This is a genomic window from Acinetobacter johnsonii CIP 64.6, from assembly GCF_000368045.1.
Lineage (GTDB): Bacteria > Pseudomonadota > Gammaproteobacteria > Pseudomonadales > Moraxellaceae > Acinetobacter > Acinetobacter johnsonii.
Window position 1 is genome coordinate 956,387 of record NZ_KB849235.1, and the last position, 15,531, is coordinate 971,917.

The window sequence follows — 15,531 nt, forward strand, 5'->3', positions numbered from 1 at the left end:
TTTCCCTTTATTTCTAGACAGCACCAAAAGCTGAAATGGATACTCTATCTGATAAATGTCAGCCCCTCGGCATAAGCTGCTCAACTCAACCTACAACCTTCAAATCTAATAAAAGATACTAGAATCCCTTAAAATAAACCGATAAAAGGTTATGCCCTATTTTTACTAAATTTTAGATTCAATATAAAAATTAAGTATTTAAATAATAAATATGTTTTCAAAATGACTGCGAAAATTTAGCCCACTCATCTCTTTAACTTACAATCAGTTGATTGTAACAATACAGAGAAGCATAAAACCAAGCTAGTCTCACTAAATTTTTCACGATAAGATGATATTTTTACTCTAGGGATAAGAAGATAAATAAGAAGCCAACAATTATATTAGTACATGGATTTTGGGGCGGCGCTGCCCATTGGTCTAAAGTCATTACTGACCTATCTCACCGAGGTTATGAAGCCCTACGCGCCGTTGAACTGTGCCCCTCACCTCTTTGGCGGATGATGTCGAAAGAACCCGTAAAATGATTGCTCAAGTACAAGGCGATGTACTTTTAGTTGGCCACTCCTATGGGGGGGCGGTCATTACCGAAGTGGGTAATCAACCTAATGTTGTGGGTCTAGTCTATATTGCAGCTTTTGCACCCGATGCTGGTGAAAGTCCAGGTGGCATTACGCAGCAACATTTACCCGTTGGTGCCCCCAACTTAGAACCCGACAGTGACGGATACCTTTGGGTCAAAGCCGATAAATACCATGAAAGCTTCTGTCAGGACTTAACGAATGATGAAGGACTGGTCATGGGCATCACCCAGAAAGCCCCTGTTGCGAGTACTTTTGGCGATACCATTTCAAACCCAGCATGGAAAAACAAACCATCTTGGTACCAAATTTCAACTGAAGACCGCATGATTCACCCTGAAAACCAAGCCATGATGTCTTCACGCTTAAATGCTCAAAAAGTCATTTCTTTAGATGCCAGTCATGCTTCACTCGCGTCTCAACCCAAAGCCGTTGCTGATTTAATTGATGAAGCCGCAACTTTCCTTGCGCGTTAAACTATCTATATTGAAGGGAGTCTACAAACTCCCTTTTTAGAGCTATTTTAAGTATCAAACGACTTCGAATCACAATAGATAGCGCAATATCATTATCCTGTAGGTGTAAATATTCGCACATACTCGGTTCGATGGCTGTCAGCTAGACTTCAGCTTTTACTACTGAAACTATCCTTTATAATGAAGCTCCCTCGTTAAAAGTTTTATTCAAACTACACTATTTCAAACAATGTGTTATGCGGGTTTTGAATAACATTTTTTAACTAACTCAGCATCAAAACTTTCTGTATATTTTAATTAAGCAATAAGAATGAATAGATCATAAAAACAGTTCAAAAAATATAACAGACTAAGTGCAATTTTCTATTTTGTTATATTTTTTCTCTCCAATTCTTGTACCTACATCTTCTAGACATCCTAATGCAAGATCATCATCAGTATTTTAAGTAGGTAGTTTTTAATGAAACGATCTATGCTTTTTTATCATTCCGATTTAGACAGCAACTGGGTATCGAACCGTCGATATTCCTGCCAGCCATGGAGGACGCAATGAGCCTCGGATTAACCGCACTTGAGTTGGCAAGAATTCAATTTGCCTTTACTGTTTCCTTTCATATTATTTTTCCTGCAACCTCTATTGGTTTAGCCTGCTTTCTTGCCATACTGGAATGGAAGTGGCTGCGCACCCAAAATCCAATTTATAAGGACTTATTTAAGTACTGGATTAAGATTTTTGCCGTGGCATTTGCTATGGGGGTTGTTTCGGGCATTGTCATGGCCTACCAGTTCGGGACCAACTGGAGTGAATTTTCACGCATCGCAGGTAGTGTCACTGGACCACTACTCACGTATGAAGTCATGAGCGCCTTCTTTTTAGAGGCCGGTTTCTTGGGCATTATGCTATTTGGTTGGGGACGGGTTAGCCCCAAAGCCCACTTTTTTGCCACTTTAATGGTCGCTATCGGTACCTGTATTTCCATGTTCTGGATTTTATCCTCCAACAGTTGGATGCAGACACCTCAAGGCTTTGCCATCGAAAATGGCATTATTGTCCCCACAGACTGGTGGGCAATTGTGTTTAACCCATCCTTCCCCTACCGATTTGCTCATATGGCAGCAGCGGCCTTCCTTGTCTCATCACTTTTGGTGGTTGGCACGGCAGCCTGGCATTTGCTGAAAGGTCGTCGTGATGAATTGGTAAAAAAGTCTTTTTCTATGGGCTTATGGATGGTACTGGTCACGTCTTGCTTACAAGTTGTGATTGGGGATAACCACGGTTTAAATACCTTAAAACACCAACCTGCAAAATTGGCAGCCATTGAGGGTCATTGGGAAACCAATCGTGATCATGGCATGCCTTTATTATTGTTCGCTTTACCGAATATGGAAACAGAATCGAACGATCTTGAGATTGGTATTCCCAATCTGGGCAGTTTGATTCTGACGCATTCCCTAGAGGGTCAGGTTACTGGTTTAAAAGACTTCGCAGCTGAAGACCGTCCGAATGCACTGATTGTATTCTGGAGTTTCCGGGTCATGGTTGGCTTGGGCATGTTAATGGTTTTACTCTCGTTAACAGCGCTGTGGCTACGTAAAAAAGGCTCTCTATACGAAAGCAGTTGGTTTCATAAATTTGCCCTCATCATGGGGCCTACAGGTTATATCGCGCTCCTAGCAGGTTGGGTCACAACAGAAGTTGGCCGTCAGCCTTGGGTGGTGTATGGTGTGATTCGAACTAAAGACGGTTTATCGCATACAGTCACCGCAGATCAAGTCGGCTTGAGCCTGATTATTTTTGTTCTGGTCTATACCGTCGTCTTTGGCGCGGGTATTTACTACATGCTGCGCTTAATCAAATTAGGCCCTGCTTTTTCTACGCCTTTAGATGCCGTGCAAGATACTGGCCCGGGGCATTTTAAAACCCCTTTACGTCCACTCAGTGCTGTTGAAGAATCTATCGAGACCACTGATCCTTCTGCTCAAAATAGTAAGGAGAAACCACATGATTGATCTCGCTTTGGTTTGGGTCGGTATTATCGGGCTCGGGGTACTCATCTATGTGGTTATGGATGGTTTCGACTTAGGCATTGGCATTCTGTTTCCCTTTATGAACGGAACGCAAGAACGCGATGTGATGATGAATACCGTCGCGCCCGTTTGGGACGGCAATGAAACATGGATGGTACTGGGTGGTGCTGGTTTATTCGCAGCATTTCCTTTGGTCTATTCAACTGTTTTATCGGCACTGTATTTGCCCATTATCTTTATGGTGGTTGCCTTGATTTTCCGCGGTGTGGCCTTCGAGTTTCGTTTCAAAGCCACGCGTACCAAATACCTCTGGGATCTCGCGTTTATCTGGGGCTCTATCTTATCAAGCTTTTTCCAAGGCGTGATTTTAGGGGCTTATATCCAAGGTATTCAGACCACCAATGGTATTTACAGCGGGGGTGGATGGGACTGGTTCACGCCATTTACATGTTTTACCGGTCTAGGGGTCGTGGTCATGTACGCCACTTTAGGCTGTGGCTGGCTCATTTGGAAAACCGAAAAAGAGATACAGCAACGGATGTATCATCTGATGCCTAGGCTGATTATTGCTTTACTCATTATCTTCGGTGCCGTGAGTTTATATACCCCACTGACCCATCCTGAAATTGCACAGCGTTGGTTCTCTCTGCCGAATCTATACTATTTTAGCCCCGTGCCAATTTTAGTCTTACTGTTTGTTGGCTTGATTCTATCTGCATGCAAAAAGCAGCATGAACTAAAACCGTTTATCTATACTTTGGCTTTAGTCTTTTTGGCTTTTACTGGCTTCGTCATCAGCTTATGGCCCAATATTATTCCGCCATCGGTCACTATTTGGCAGGCCGCTGCACCTGAGTCAAGTTTGAAGTTCACCTTGGTGGGAGCTGCAATTTTAATCCCAATCATCATTGCCTATACCTTCTTGTCCTATTGGGTGTTCCGTGACAAAGTACGTATAGGGGATCAGGGTTATCATTAATTGAGGAGATAGACATGAAAAAATTTGTTGATCGACTCAGCCCACGATTATGGTTTATTTTATTGTGGTGCTTTGGCTTTATTTCTCTCGCACTGATTGCGGGTTTCTTTAAGCTGTTGCTGAGTTTTGCTTACTAAAGCCAGCCAAGCATTTTTTATGAATTAGGCACGGGACTTTCAATACATGTCCTGTGCCTTTTAATTGCAGCGAACCCATATGTATAAATCAGAAAAACTTGCGCTCAGCCTGAAACATTTGATTGAAAGTGGTTTTTGGAAAGCCAACGATAAACTGCCCTCACTCCGTCAACAAGCTGAAACATCGGGTTTTAGCCTGATGACGGTGATGAATGCCTATCAAGAACTCGAAGCGCAAGGGCTGATTTATTCACAAGAAAAACTCGGTTACTTTGTGACAGGCGATGCACGCTCAGACAGCAACTCCAATAGTGTCATCCTCAACGAAAAAATTGAAATCAACTCTAAAATTTTCAGATATTTAAAATCGATCCAATCTGAACAAATGGTCCCCTTTGGCATTGCCTTTCCCAACAGCCAACTGCTCTACTCTGCCAAGCTGATGCAAACGTTAGGACAACGTGCCAAACACCGTCTTAGTTATGAACAGATGCCAAGTTTACCTCCCGGAAACTTTGAGCTGCGAAAACTGATTGCGCAGCGCTACTGTATGCAAGGGATTCCAACAGACCCCTCCGATATCGTAATCACCTCGGGCGGATTAGATGCTTTAAACCTCTCCTTACAAGCTATGACCCAACCGGGTGACTATATTTTACTTCAAAAAACTATATTTTATGGCGCATGGCAAGCGGCTGAACATTTGGGCCTAAAAGTCATTAGTATTCCTGAACATGAAGAACACGGTATTGACCTTGAGGCTTTTAAAGATGCAATTGAACGTTATCCAATTAAAGTCTGTTTGCTGATGCTCAACAGTCACAACCCAATTGGTTTTACGGTCAGTGATGACATCAAATATCAACTGGCAAAGCTACTGCATGAGCGCGATATTTATTTAATTGAAGACGATGTTTATGAAGAACTTTATTTTGATCATAAAAAACCGCTGTCGATGAAATACTTTGATCAGAAAAATTTGGTTTTACACTGCTCTTCTTTTTCAAAAACTTTAGGTGCGGGTTTTCGGATTGGTTGGGTCTATGCGGGTAAATTTTCGGAGCATATTCAACATCTACAGCTGATGAGCACGCTCTCCGTCAACTCATTTATTCAAAATGCCTTGGTCGATTATTTATCGCATCGACACTATGAAAAGCACTTAAAAACCTTACGTAACACCTTAAAACGTCTCAAAAATCAGTATTACAATTATTTATCTGAACATTTGTCTGAAGATTATCAAATTCATTATTATCCATCGGGCTATTTTTTATGGATTACCTTGCCTGAGCAGATCAATGGAAATTTGATTTATGAGCAGCTCTTAGAGAAAAATATCAGCATTGCGCCCGGCTCATTATTTTATCAAACGGATAATATTCCACATCATATTCGGATCAATTGTTCATTTGAAATCAATGAACGTATTCAAAATGCCTTAGATGCCTTGATCCAATGTATTTATCCAGAAGCATTTGAATAAAAGTTGAATGGTTTAAATCCAGACTGATTTAAACCATCTTTTTATTTGAAGAGACTCACTGCCCATACTGCAAATATCACCATCCCAGAGATAAAATGACATGATCAGATCATGTCATTCCTCTCAAGTTAGGTATAGGATTTCTCAGCACTCATATTCTGAAAATAGGTGCGATAGATATAGACACAGCCGAGTGAAAAACCAGCCATCAGACCAGATGCGACAGGTAAATGCATCACACTGTCTTGTGGAAAGACGAAAACCAAAAATGGAAAGGCATATACTGCAGGAATTCGCATATCAAAGAGCTTGAGCAAAAGAAACATCAAGGGCATATATATGAGGCTGAGCAGTATCCAATCTTGAATCCACAACTGCATAAGCACGGCCATTGAAATCGACAGTGTCAACACAGCAACCTGCTTAAGATACATTTTCAACGAATACATCATCATATTTAATGATTCGTACACCACCACTGTAATCGGTGGAATCAGTGCCATCGCTTCAATCTTGAAAATAGCAGCGAGTGCAAAACCGATTAAAGTAATACTGGCATACACACCTATTTTTCGTCGATCAAAATTGCCTTTCCTCTCCACACCTTGGTTCAGTTTAAAGAGCACAACACCCAACATCAGGATAAAACTGGTGGCAAAAATCGAAATCAAAAACGATATTTCATAGGCTTGGGTCACAATCGGCAAGAAACCTGTAGCCAGTGCGGGCGGTAATATATAGTTAAACATCAGCATCACGAGCAACATGGCACAGAGAACCAAAACCAGTTTGAACAGATATGAAATTGGCATCAAATTAATACAGAAGCCAATAACAGCGGTCAAACTGGGTAAAATAAAAATTTTATCTGGCTGATTCAGCCACTGTTTATCTCGATAGACCCACAGCCCAACGGCCATCGCCGCCATTTCAGGCAGAATAATTTCACGATCATTCAGTCCATAGGCAGCCGCCACTATGAGTACTATAAAGACAAAGGCCGCGAGATAACTTTTGGGGTTTAAGAGTGTCTTTGCATGTGACATAGGATTCATATTCGATTCCTTATTGATTTAAAACGATATAAAGCCAAGTAAATACTTCGTCACTGCAATCAAAGATGGCGCAAATAGCACCATAATGATTCCTGAAATAATCATCGAGAGACTGGCAATGACGCCTTCCAATTCATGCCGCTGTCTTGCCCGAGCTATGCCCATAGCATGTGCGGCATTACCCAGTGCTGCGCCTGAAGCAAAGTGATTTTTATATTTGATCCAAAGCAAGAGGAGGTCTCCCAACAACATACCGACCAAACCTGTAATCACGGTAAATAGCGGAATCAGGCTGATAGAGCCCCCCACTTTTTCGGTAAGCACCAAAGCGAAAGGAATCGAAATGGAACGCGCCAACAGGCTATTTTTAACGATGTCATCAAAATCCAATAGGCTCGCCAAAAACCAACTGCTGAAAATACCCACCAACATGGCGAGGCTAGAACTGAAGAGCAACACTTTAAAATGTTGCTGAATCATGCGGCGATAACGAAAAACAGGAATAGCAAAAGCCACTGTGATTGGACCGAGCATGGCCACCAAATATTGGGTATAAAAGTAATAGTCTTGGAACTGATGCTGTAAAAGAAAGATCAGTACGATGCTCAAGCTAGGAACAACAATAATGGGGGATAAATAAATTTTTTGTGTTCGAACAAAAAGCTGCTTTGCCATGAAATAGCACAGCACAGTCCAAACCAAGTAAAAAAGCCCCCAGCATTCAGTCATACTGATCTTCCAGTTTTGGTTCTTGATTTAGCTCTGGCTGCTTTAACAACAACCGCACGCTATATACAGAAACCATCATCACTAAAGCGGTGCTGATTAAAATCACTAGCAGAATTTTCCAACCACTGGTGATCAATAAATCCTGATATTGAATCACACCGACCACTGGCGGAATGAAAAACAGCAGCAGTTCCGCCAGTAACAAATTGGCACCGCGTTCAACGTGGGCTAATTTCAACCATTTCATTTCAAGTAAAAACAACAGCAGAAAAAACCCAAGTACCCCTGATGCCACAGGCAAATTCACCAACTTTTGTAACACATCAGCACAGCTCCAAACGGCCAAAATAATGATGATTTGGTAGCTCGCAGTTTTTAACTTCTTCAGCCGAGTTCGGTCGTCCAACATCTCAATTTATGTCCGCATAAGCCCGCTCTTTAAACGGCTGAATCGAGACACGTTTGCAGGTTTCTAAAAAAGATTCATGCTCCAAACGCAAATCCAGATAAGTATTCAGAATTTCTTCAAGCACATCGGGAATATCTTCTGCAGGAAATGATGGTCCTAAAATATCACCGATGGATGCATCATGATCTGAGTTACCGCCTAAACTAATTTGGTAATATTCAGCGCCTTTTTTATCGACACCTAGAATGCCAATATTGCCTACATGGTGGTGTCCACACGCATTCATACAGCCTGAAATGTTCAGATCGACCTTGCCTAAATGATATAAAGCATCCAAATCATCAAAACGGCGAGCAATCGCTTCATACACCGGAATAGATTTGGCATTTGCCAAGGAGCAAAAATCGCCACCCGGACAGCAAATCATGTCAGTCAGAAAGCCAATATGCGCACGAGCCAAATTGCCACGATCTAAGACTTGCCACAGTTCAAACAGATCCTTTTGGCGTACATCGGTTAAGGCAATATTTTGCTCATGCGTGGTTCGCAGCTCACCAAAGGTATATTGGTCAGCCAAATCTGCAATTAAACGCATTTCATCGGAAGTCATATCCCCCGGTGCTACACCCGCCCGTTTTAAGCTGATCGTAACGATGCGGTAGCCCGCGACTTTATGTGCATGGGTATTGATATTGAACCAGTGTTTAAACTTCGGATACTGTTGGAACAACGCCTCAAAATTTTCTGCATCTAAAGGTTCATAGGCAAACGGTCGAAATACGGCATCCATTTGCGCTAAAACACTAGGCTGAACTTTGAGCAGTGTTTGAGTATGTGCAAACTCAGCTTCCACTTTTTCCGCAAAGCCCGCTGGAGTGAGGGCTTTCACTAAAATTTTAATACGCGCTTTGTATTTATTATCACGGCGACCATGCAAGTTATATACGCGCATGATGGCATCTAAATAGGCAATTAAATCTTCACGGGCTAAAAATGGCTTAATCACATGTCCCGCTAAAGGGGTGCGTCCAAGCCCACCACCGACTTTAATTTGATAACCTAACTCCCCCGTTCCATTTTCTACCAGATAGACCCCAACATCATGAAAAGTTGTGGCAGCACGGTCTTGTTCAGGGTGTGCACAAACTGCAATTTTGAATTTACGCGGAAGGAATGAAAACTCTGGATGGAAAGTACTCCACTGGCGAATTAGTTCACAGGTGGGGCGCGGGTCTGTGAGCTCGCCCTCAACTACACCTGCATATTGGTCTGTGGTGGTGTTTCGAATACAGTTGCCACTGGTCTGAATAGAATGCATGTGTACTGTAGCGAGTTCCTGCAAAATATCGGGGACATCTGCAAGCTGCGGCCAATTCAATTGAATATTTTGGCGCGTAGAAATATGCGCATAACCACGGTCATACTTCTGTGCAACCTCAGCCACCTTCCGCAGTTGTGCTGAGTTCATTAAGCCATAAGGCACTGCCAAACGTAGCATGGGTGCATAGCGTTGAACATATAAACCATTTTGTAAACGTAAGGGACGGTATTCTTCTTCGGTCAGTTTCCCCTCTAAATAACGCTGCGTTTGGTCACGAAACTGTGCGACACGTTCATTTAATAAATTTTGATCAAAGTCTGTATATAAAAACATGGGGATGACCTAGGTATATGCATCAATATGAAAGAAAAGCTGTTTTGAATGGCACATCAAAAATGCAAGTTAGGCGAAAAAAGCCGCCTGCTTTCGGGACACACCATGTTGTAAACAGGTCTGCATATACTCGGCATAGACCGATAACTTTTCATAAATATGCTCCGCATAGAACATATCTTCAACCAACTGGGTCGCTTGCTGCTGGTTATAACTGCCATAACTCAACAATAATTGCGCATTCAATGTGGCGAATTTTTCACATAAATCGATATATTGCTGATCTTTGTTTTTAAAGAACAATTTCCGCATATTCCATTCACTACTGTCGATGATGGCATCATGCGCATGGATAGAAATATAGTTAATTTTGACTTTAAAAAACTGTTCCAGCTCCGCGAGTTTTTGTGTATTGAGCACTAATGATGTCACCAAAAAAATCTGCGAGACATCAGTTCGACATAGTGCTTTGATCAATGAAAAATAGAAAAAATCGACATCATTAAATACGCTATCACTCAAATCTAAATAAACATTGAGTGCCTCAAGTACATCATCTATTTTTAGGTTTTGTTTTTGCTCTGCTTGATAGTAACGATTGAGGATATTGAGTACGGTCGGCGTTGCGGGACTGCTATAAATCACAGGATGGTTTAAATTTGCCAAGATAAAAGGCGCAAATAAAAATGCGACCTCGGCATGTTCTGCTTGAATGGCAGATTGCACAATATACTGAACTTTAGCGCTTGAAAAATCACGTAAGACTTTAGCACGCAGCAAAGTTGCTTCTAAGTTTAAATACTGCTGCGCAAGTAGATGTTGCAGTTGATCTGAAAGACCCTGCCCCTCAACCAATTCAGAAATTGTATTCAGTTGCTGTGTTATAAACATTACGCCACCATCAAGATTGTGATCCCTTCTTGAGTCAAATTTTCAGCTATTTTGGTGTGAATGAGTAGCTACAGTAAGGCTTGAAAAAACTATAACAGCGTGCCTCCTTCTCAAGTTTTATAGGTGCAAAACCATCAAAATTAGAAAAATAAATTCGTTATATAAATAGGAGCCCAATTCCATCATGGCGTTATTTTGAGTGCCTAAAAATTCAGAAACGACTTTTCTCTTTTCCTATTTCAAGCAGCCCCTTTAGCCATTGAATATAAGGTGGAATATAGAAAAGAGAATAAAAGTTATGGCTGACAAGACACCTCTAAAGTTGTTTTGATACGCTCTAATACAACGGTAGTTTTAAACCATTGCACATTCGCATTATGATGAAAAAGCTGATCACATAAGGCTTGAAATCGACTCATACTTGGCACCAAGAGTACCAACATAAAATCCGCCTCGCCTGTTACGTAATAGCACTGCTGTACTTCTGGAATTGAAAAACTTGCTTTCAACTCGTCAAGGTCAGTCACATGGGTTTGGTTGACACGAACCTCGACAAAAATCGTAATCACTTGCCCCAATTTGTCGGGATCAAGCAATGCGGTATTGCCAATAATATAGCCACTGTCTCTTAATTTTTGAATGCGACGTTGTACCGAGGCCGTTGATAAATGCACTAAATCAGCCAATTCTCGGAGCGGCGTTAAGCAATCTTTTTGCAGATGCTCCAATAAAGCGAAATCAAACTTATCTAATTGCATGAGCAGCTTCCTGCGAGAAATTTTCTCATCCAAACTAATGATTACAAGCATTTTTTCAAGATTATTGCAATAAAATAGCATCTATACATACAGTTTTAGAACCACCTATGTCTACGCATCCCAATACAGCACTTGGCATTAGCTTAAATGTCACAGCCTCGGTGTTATTTGCTTTAATGTTTGCCTATACCTCACTTTTGGGCACGTTGGCAGGTACAGAAATATACGGCTGGCGCATAGTATTGACTATTCCATGTCTGACGCTTTTTATTTGGCTCAAAGGCAATTGGTCTCAGGTAGTTGTTATTTATCGCCGCTTCTACCAAGAGCGCTTTTTCTTTTTAACGCGAATTTTATCTTCGTTTTTAATTGGAATTCAGTTGTGGCTGTTTATGTGGGCACCCAGTCATGGCTATGGACTGGATGTTTCACTCGGTTATTTTATGATGCCGATTAGCATGGTGATTGTCGGTCGCATCGCATTTAAAGAGCAAATGTCACGCTTTCAGCAACTGTCCTGTATTTTTGCAGTGCTGGGGATCTTGAACCTCTTGGCGAGTTCTCAAACACTGGCGTGGCCCACTCTACTGATTTGCTTAGGTTATCCGATCTATTTTTGGCTCAGACAAAAAACGAAGACGAATAATATAGGCGGACTTTGGTTTGACATGATGTTGAGTCTCCCTGTTTGTATTTTCTTTATCATGCAAGGCAGTATCGTCACAGAAAGCCTATCTGAAAGCTCACATACGCTTTGGCTCATTTCAGGACTTGGACTAATCAGTGCACTGGCTTTGGCATTTCAGTCCTTGTCTGCCCCGCATTTAAACTTAAGCCTGTTTGGACTGTTGGTTTATGTTGAACCGATATTGTTAGTGGCCGTTTCAATCGCCTTAGGGGAAAGCATTACTTCAGCAGAATGGCCAACCTATATCGCCATTTGGCTCGCAGTTTTTACCCTCATGCTGGAAGGATTACGCAGCTTTAAAAAGAATCGTAAATTAGCGACATAGGCATTTTTTATGCATATTTTACTCTAGATTACTCAAATTTAGCCGTCTAGACATGTTTTGGTGCTGAATCGAGAACTGACTATCTGATTGTATTTAAATGGCTATTTGACTCCGCGAGTTACGTGCTGACAATTCATATTTAAAACAACATAGAGTGAATTACAGCGAACCTTTTAAATAATGATGCTGCCTCACAATACTATTCAATAAACTGGAAAAGTTGATTGCAGGTTGGCTATGCAAATCCGCCTTGAACGCAATACCGAGTCCAATTGTCGCGGTCTTATTCTTCAGGTATTTATATTTAATCCCTTCAATTTTGAGCTGTTGGGTGGACTCAGGCACCAAAGAAATGCCCAAATTCGCCGCAACCAACGATAAAATTGAAACAATCTGAGGGGCTTGCTGTCCAATTTTAGGCGTGAAGCCATGCTGTTGGCAGCTATTTAAAATCGCAGCATACAGCCCTGCACTCACCTCTGGTGGAGAGACAATGAAGCTTTCATACTTAAACTCTGCCAAATCTATTACCTCATCTTCTGCGGGATATTGAATCGGCAAGGCTGCAATCAATTTTTCATCGATAAAATTACGAATCGTAATGGCTTTAGGATAATACGCAGGTGGCCGCACAATCGCAATATCTAATTCATTATTCAATAAACTTTCAATCAAAATCAAAGAGTTGGCTTCTTTTAATACCAAATTCACATGAGGGTATTGCTGTTGAAATGCTTGAATGGCTGTTGGAATTAAAGAGTTTAGAATTGAGGTGCCTGTAAAACCGAGCCGTAGTTCTCCCAATTCACCATTTGCTGCACTTTGGGTCAATTTCACCGCATTTTTCAGTTGGTTCTGAACAGGCAAAATCATTTTAAGAAAAGTTTCTCCTGCTGGTGTCAGAGCTACACCATGAGAGTAGCGATAAAAAAGTTCAACACCGATTTCCCTTTCCAATTTTTTAATTTGCATACTCAACGGCGGCTGACTTATGCCAAGACGCAAGGCAGCTTTAGAGAAACTTTGCTCTTCCGCGATAGCAATAAAATATTGAATATTGCGCAACTCCATATATTAAAGCTATACCATTATTGAGTTATATATATTATACATATATGCATGTAGTTATTAAAATAAAGCTTCTCTCCATTTTAAATCCGCCAAGTTATGAAACTGAGCTCTTCACTAGAAGCAGATTGGTCTACCCCTCAACAGCCGATTCCACAGACCATCAGCCAAGGTACAGTTGAATATAAAAGAGCGGGCATGGCGCTGTTTTTGTTGGGCTTTGCCAGTTTTTCACTGATCTATTGCGTACAACCCTTACTGCCCAACTTAAGTCAGAGTTTCCATATTGCACCCAGTGCAAGTGCTTTAGCACTGTCCTTAACCACAGGCTTTTTGGCTATGTCGATCGTGCTATCCAGTGCCTTTTCACAAACATTGGGCAGAAAAGGTCTGATGTTTTTCTCTATGCTTTTGGCTTCTATACTCAATGTGGTATGCGCGGTTTCACCGAGTTGGCATGTGCTCATGGTTTCAAGAAGCTTAGAGGGTTTTGTTCTAGGTGGAGTTCCCGCTGTTGCAATGGCTTGGATTGCAGAAGAAATTAGTCCCAAAAACCTAAGTAAAACCATGGGGCTATATATTGCAGGCACAGCATTTGGCGGCATGATGGGACGTGTTGGCATGGGCATTTTGACCGAGTTTTTCTCATGGCGTATTTCCATGGCCATTCTCGGCGTCATCTGTCTGTTCTGTGCATTGGTTTTTTTGAAACTCTTACCCAATTCACGAAATTTCATTGCCCAGCAAAGTATTTCTTTTAAGTTCCATCTACATGCATGGTATGCACACTTAAGTCATACACGGCTGTTAAAAATCTATGGGATTGGCTTTTTACTCACCAGTGTATTTGTCACACTGTTTAACTATGTGACCTTCAGACTGTTTGCAGCACCGTATCATTTAAGCCAAACCCAGATTAGCCTCATTTTTTTATCTTATAGTTTGGGTATTATTTCCTCTTCGATTGCAGGCAATATTGCAGACCGAATAGGCAAAAAGCAGGTGATGATCTTAGGCTTTTTGTGCATGCTCTTAGGCGTGCTACTCACCCTTTCTGCCTCGTTGCTTTTGATTATTCTCGGTATTGGCTGTGTGACCACCGGCTTTTTCATTGCCCATGCCATTGCCAGCAGTCGTGTTGGAGAACTTGCAATATCCAATAAAGGTCATGCCACTTCTTTATATTTGCTTTTCTATTATTTAGGTTCAAGCATTGTAGGTGCTTATGGTGGAAATATCTGGCAAAGCCATGGCTGGAATGGCATCGTTATATTAAATATTTTTCTGATTCTAATTGCACTCATCGTTATTTTTTCAATAAAACCGCTTCATTCTCCATCTGTTACCCATTAGGAACATTTACATCATGCAACAACACTTATTTGTCTACGGTACTTTAGCGCCAAACAAACCTAATGCTCATATTTTAGAAGCGCTTGCCGGTACATGGAACAAAGGCTCTGTGAAAGGTTTGCTTAAGGAAGCGGGTTGGGGTGCAGAACTTGGTTTTCCTGGGCTGATGCTGGGCCCAGATGGACCAACTGTTGATGGATATATATTTAGTTCAGAGCAATTAATACGCTGTGGAACAGCTTGGATGAATTTGAAGGAAGTGAATATCAGCGTGTTTTAACTGAAGTCACTTTAGAAAATGGACAAATACAACAGGCTTATGTTTATGCGTTAAACCCAAATACATAAAAAGCATGACATCATATCGTTAGCGTATAAAGGTTGTGCATACATCGAAAACTTATGCGGTATTTGAATGTTATTCCTAATATTCAAGTACCGCTAATTTTTGAATCCTTGATATGCATTATCAAACTCATGCAAAGTTCTGTTTTTCTAACCATGCCTGCAATCCAGACCAACTGAACCGTACCAGGTTTGTCGGAGAGTCAATATTCTGAGAGACTATGCCGATGACAAAATTAAAATATACCCCTGAAATCAGAGAAAGAGCGGTTCAATTACTAATTGAATCTGAAAAAGATTATCCTTCTACTTGGGCAGCAATCACAGCTATTGCTCCTAAAATCGGTTGTACTCCTGAAACATTGCGTGTTTGGTATTTAAAGCATCTGGATCAACTAAATCCTGCCAAAGTACAACAGATATCTGACCAAGAAAAAATGAAGCAAATGGAACGTGAAATTAAAGAATTAAAACGTGCCAATGAAATTCTACGCAAAGCAGCCGCTTTTTTCGCCCAGTCGGAGCTCGACCGCCCACACAAATAATGGTGGATTTTATCCATAACAATA

At 41.3% G+C, this 15,531-nt stretch carries 13 protein-coding genes and 3 pseudogenes; 9 read left to right on the top strand and 7 right to left on the bottom strand.

Annotated features, from left to right (window positions below; all coding sequences use genetic code 11):
- Positions 1-359: 359 nt before the first annotated feature.
- From F986_RS10420 to F986_RS10435, 5 genes and pseudogenes are all read left to right on the top strand, one after another.
- Positions 360-1,057 (top strand): annotated as a pseudogene (locus F986_RS10420) (alpha/beta hydrolase).
- Between the two features lie 549 nt (positions 1,058-1,606).
- Positions 1,607-3,067 (top strand): cytochrome ubiquinol oxidase subunit I, encoded by a 1,461-nt coding sequence (locus F986_RS10425; protein ID WP_004694786.1) that lies wholly within the window; start codon positions 1,607-1,609, stop codon positions 3,065-3,067.
- Complete coding sequence (gene cydB / locus F986_RS10430) at positions 3,060-4,064, top strand: cytochrome d ubiquinol oxidase subunit II (RefSeq protein ID WP_004694788.1); 1,005 nt, start codon at positions 3,060-3,062, stop codon at positions 4,062-4,064. Before F986_RS10425 ends, cydB begins: the two co-directional genes overlap by 8 nt.
- Before the next feature lie 14 nt (positions 4,065-4,078).
- Positions 4,079-4,201 carry a hypothetical protein gene (locus F986_RS18265; RefSeq protein ID WP_004694789.1) on the top strand — a complete coding sequence of 41 codons (123 nt, stop codon included), beginning with the start codon at positions 4,079-4,081 and terminating at the stop codon, positions 4,199-4,201.
- 79 nt (positions 4,202-4,280) lie between these two features.
- Positions 4,281-5,687, top strand: coding sequence for an aminotransferase-like domain-containing protein (locus F986_RS10435; RefSeq protein ID WP_004694792.1), 1,407 nt, complete (start codon positions 4,281-4,283; stop codon positions 5,685-5,687).
- Between the two features lie 128 nt (positions 5,688-5,815).
- On the opposite strand, the gene F986_RS10440 is transcribed toward F986_RS10435, so the two are convergent.
- The 6 genes from F986_RS10440 to F986_RS10465 all read right to left on the bottom strand — a co-directional run bounded on the left by F986_RS10440 (position 5,816) and on the right by F986_RS10465 (position 11,183).
- Positions 5,816-6,742, bottom strand: coding sequence for an HPP family protein (locus F986_RS10440; RefSeq protein ID WP_004694794.1), 927 nt, complete (start codon positions 6,740-6,742; stop codon positions 5,816-5,818).
- Positions 6,743-6,760: 18 nt separating this feature from the next.
- Positions 6,761-7,471 (bottom strand): LrgB family protein, encoded by a 711-nt coding sequence (locus F986_RS10445; protein WP_004694797.1) that lies wholly within the window; start codon positions 7,469-7,471, stop codon positions 6,761-6,763.
- Positions 7,464-7,880 (bottom strand): CidA/LrgA family protein, encoded by a 417-nt coding sequence (locus F986_RS10450; protein ID WP_004694799.1) that lies wholly within the window; start codon positions 7,878-7,880, stop codon positions 7,464-7,466. The genes F986_RS10445 and F986_RS10450 overlap by 8 nt, the downstream gene beginning before the upstream one ends.
- 1 nt (position 7,881) lies before the next feature.
- Complete coding sequence (locus F986_RS10455) at positions 7,882-9,534, bottom strand: nitrite/sulfite reductase (RefSeq protein WP_004694801.1); 1,653 nt, start codon at positions 9,532-9,534, stop codon at positions 7,882-7,884.
- A gap of 69 nt (positions 9,535-9,603) precedes the next feature.
- A complete protein-coding gene (locus F986_RS10460; protein ID WP_004694803.1) occupies positions 9,604-10,425 on the bottom strand; it encodes a hypothetical protein in 822 nt (273 codons plus the stop codon).
- Between the two features lie 296 nt (positions 10,426-10,721).
- Positions 10,722-11,183 (bottom strand): Lrp/AsnC family transcriptional regulator, encoded by a 462-nt coding sequence (locus F986_RS10465; RefSeq protein WP_004694805.1) that lies wholly within the window; start codon positions 11,181-11,183, stop codon positions 10,722-10,724.
- 107 nt (positions 11,184-11,290) lie between these two features.
- Between F986_RS10465 and rarD the strand changes: the two genes are divergently transcribed.
- Positions 11,291-12,196 carry an EamA family transporter RarD gene (rarD, locus tag F986_RS10470; RefSeq protein WP_004694807.1) on the top strand — a complete coding sequence of 302 codons (906 nt, stop codon included), beginning with the start codon at positions 11,291-11,293 and terminating at the stop codon, positions 12,194-12,196.
- A gap of 159 nt (positions 12,197-12,355) precedes the next feature.
- Here the strand turns inward: rarD and F986_RS10475 are convergent, their stop codons facing one another.
- A complete protein-coding gene (locus tag F986_RS10475; protein WP_004694809.1) occupies positions 12,356-13,267 on the bottom strand; it encodes a LysR family transcriptional regulator in 912 nt (303 codons plus the stop codon).
- 96 nt (positions 13,268-13,363) lie between these two features.
- Here F986_RS10475 and F986_RS10480 point away from each other — a divergent pair, with 96 nt between their 5' ends.
- The 3 genes and pseudogenes from F986_RS10480 to F986_RS10490 form a co-directional block, all read left to right on the top strand.
- A complete protein-coding gene (locus tag F986_RS10480) occupies positions 13,364-14,617 on the top strand; it encodes an MFS transporter (protein WP_004694810.1) in 1,254 nt (417 codons plus the stop codon).
- A gap of 13 nt (positions 14,618-14,630) precedes the next feature.
- Positions 14,631-14,965 (top strand): annotated as a pseudogene (locus F986_RS10485) (gamma-glutamylcyclotransferase family protein).
- A 224-nt stretch (positions 14,966-15,189) separates the two neighbouring features.
- Positions 15,190-15,531, top strand: a pseudogene (locus F986_RS10490) (transposase); the annotation flags it as partial.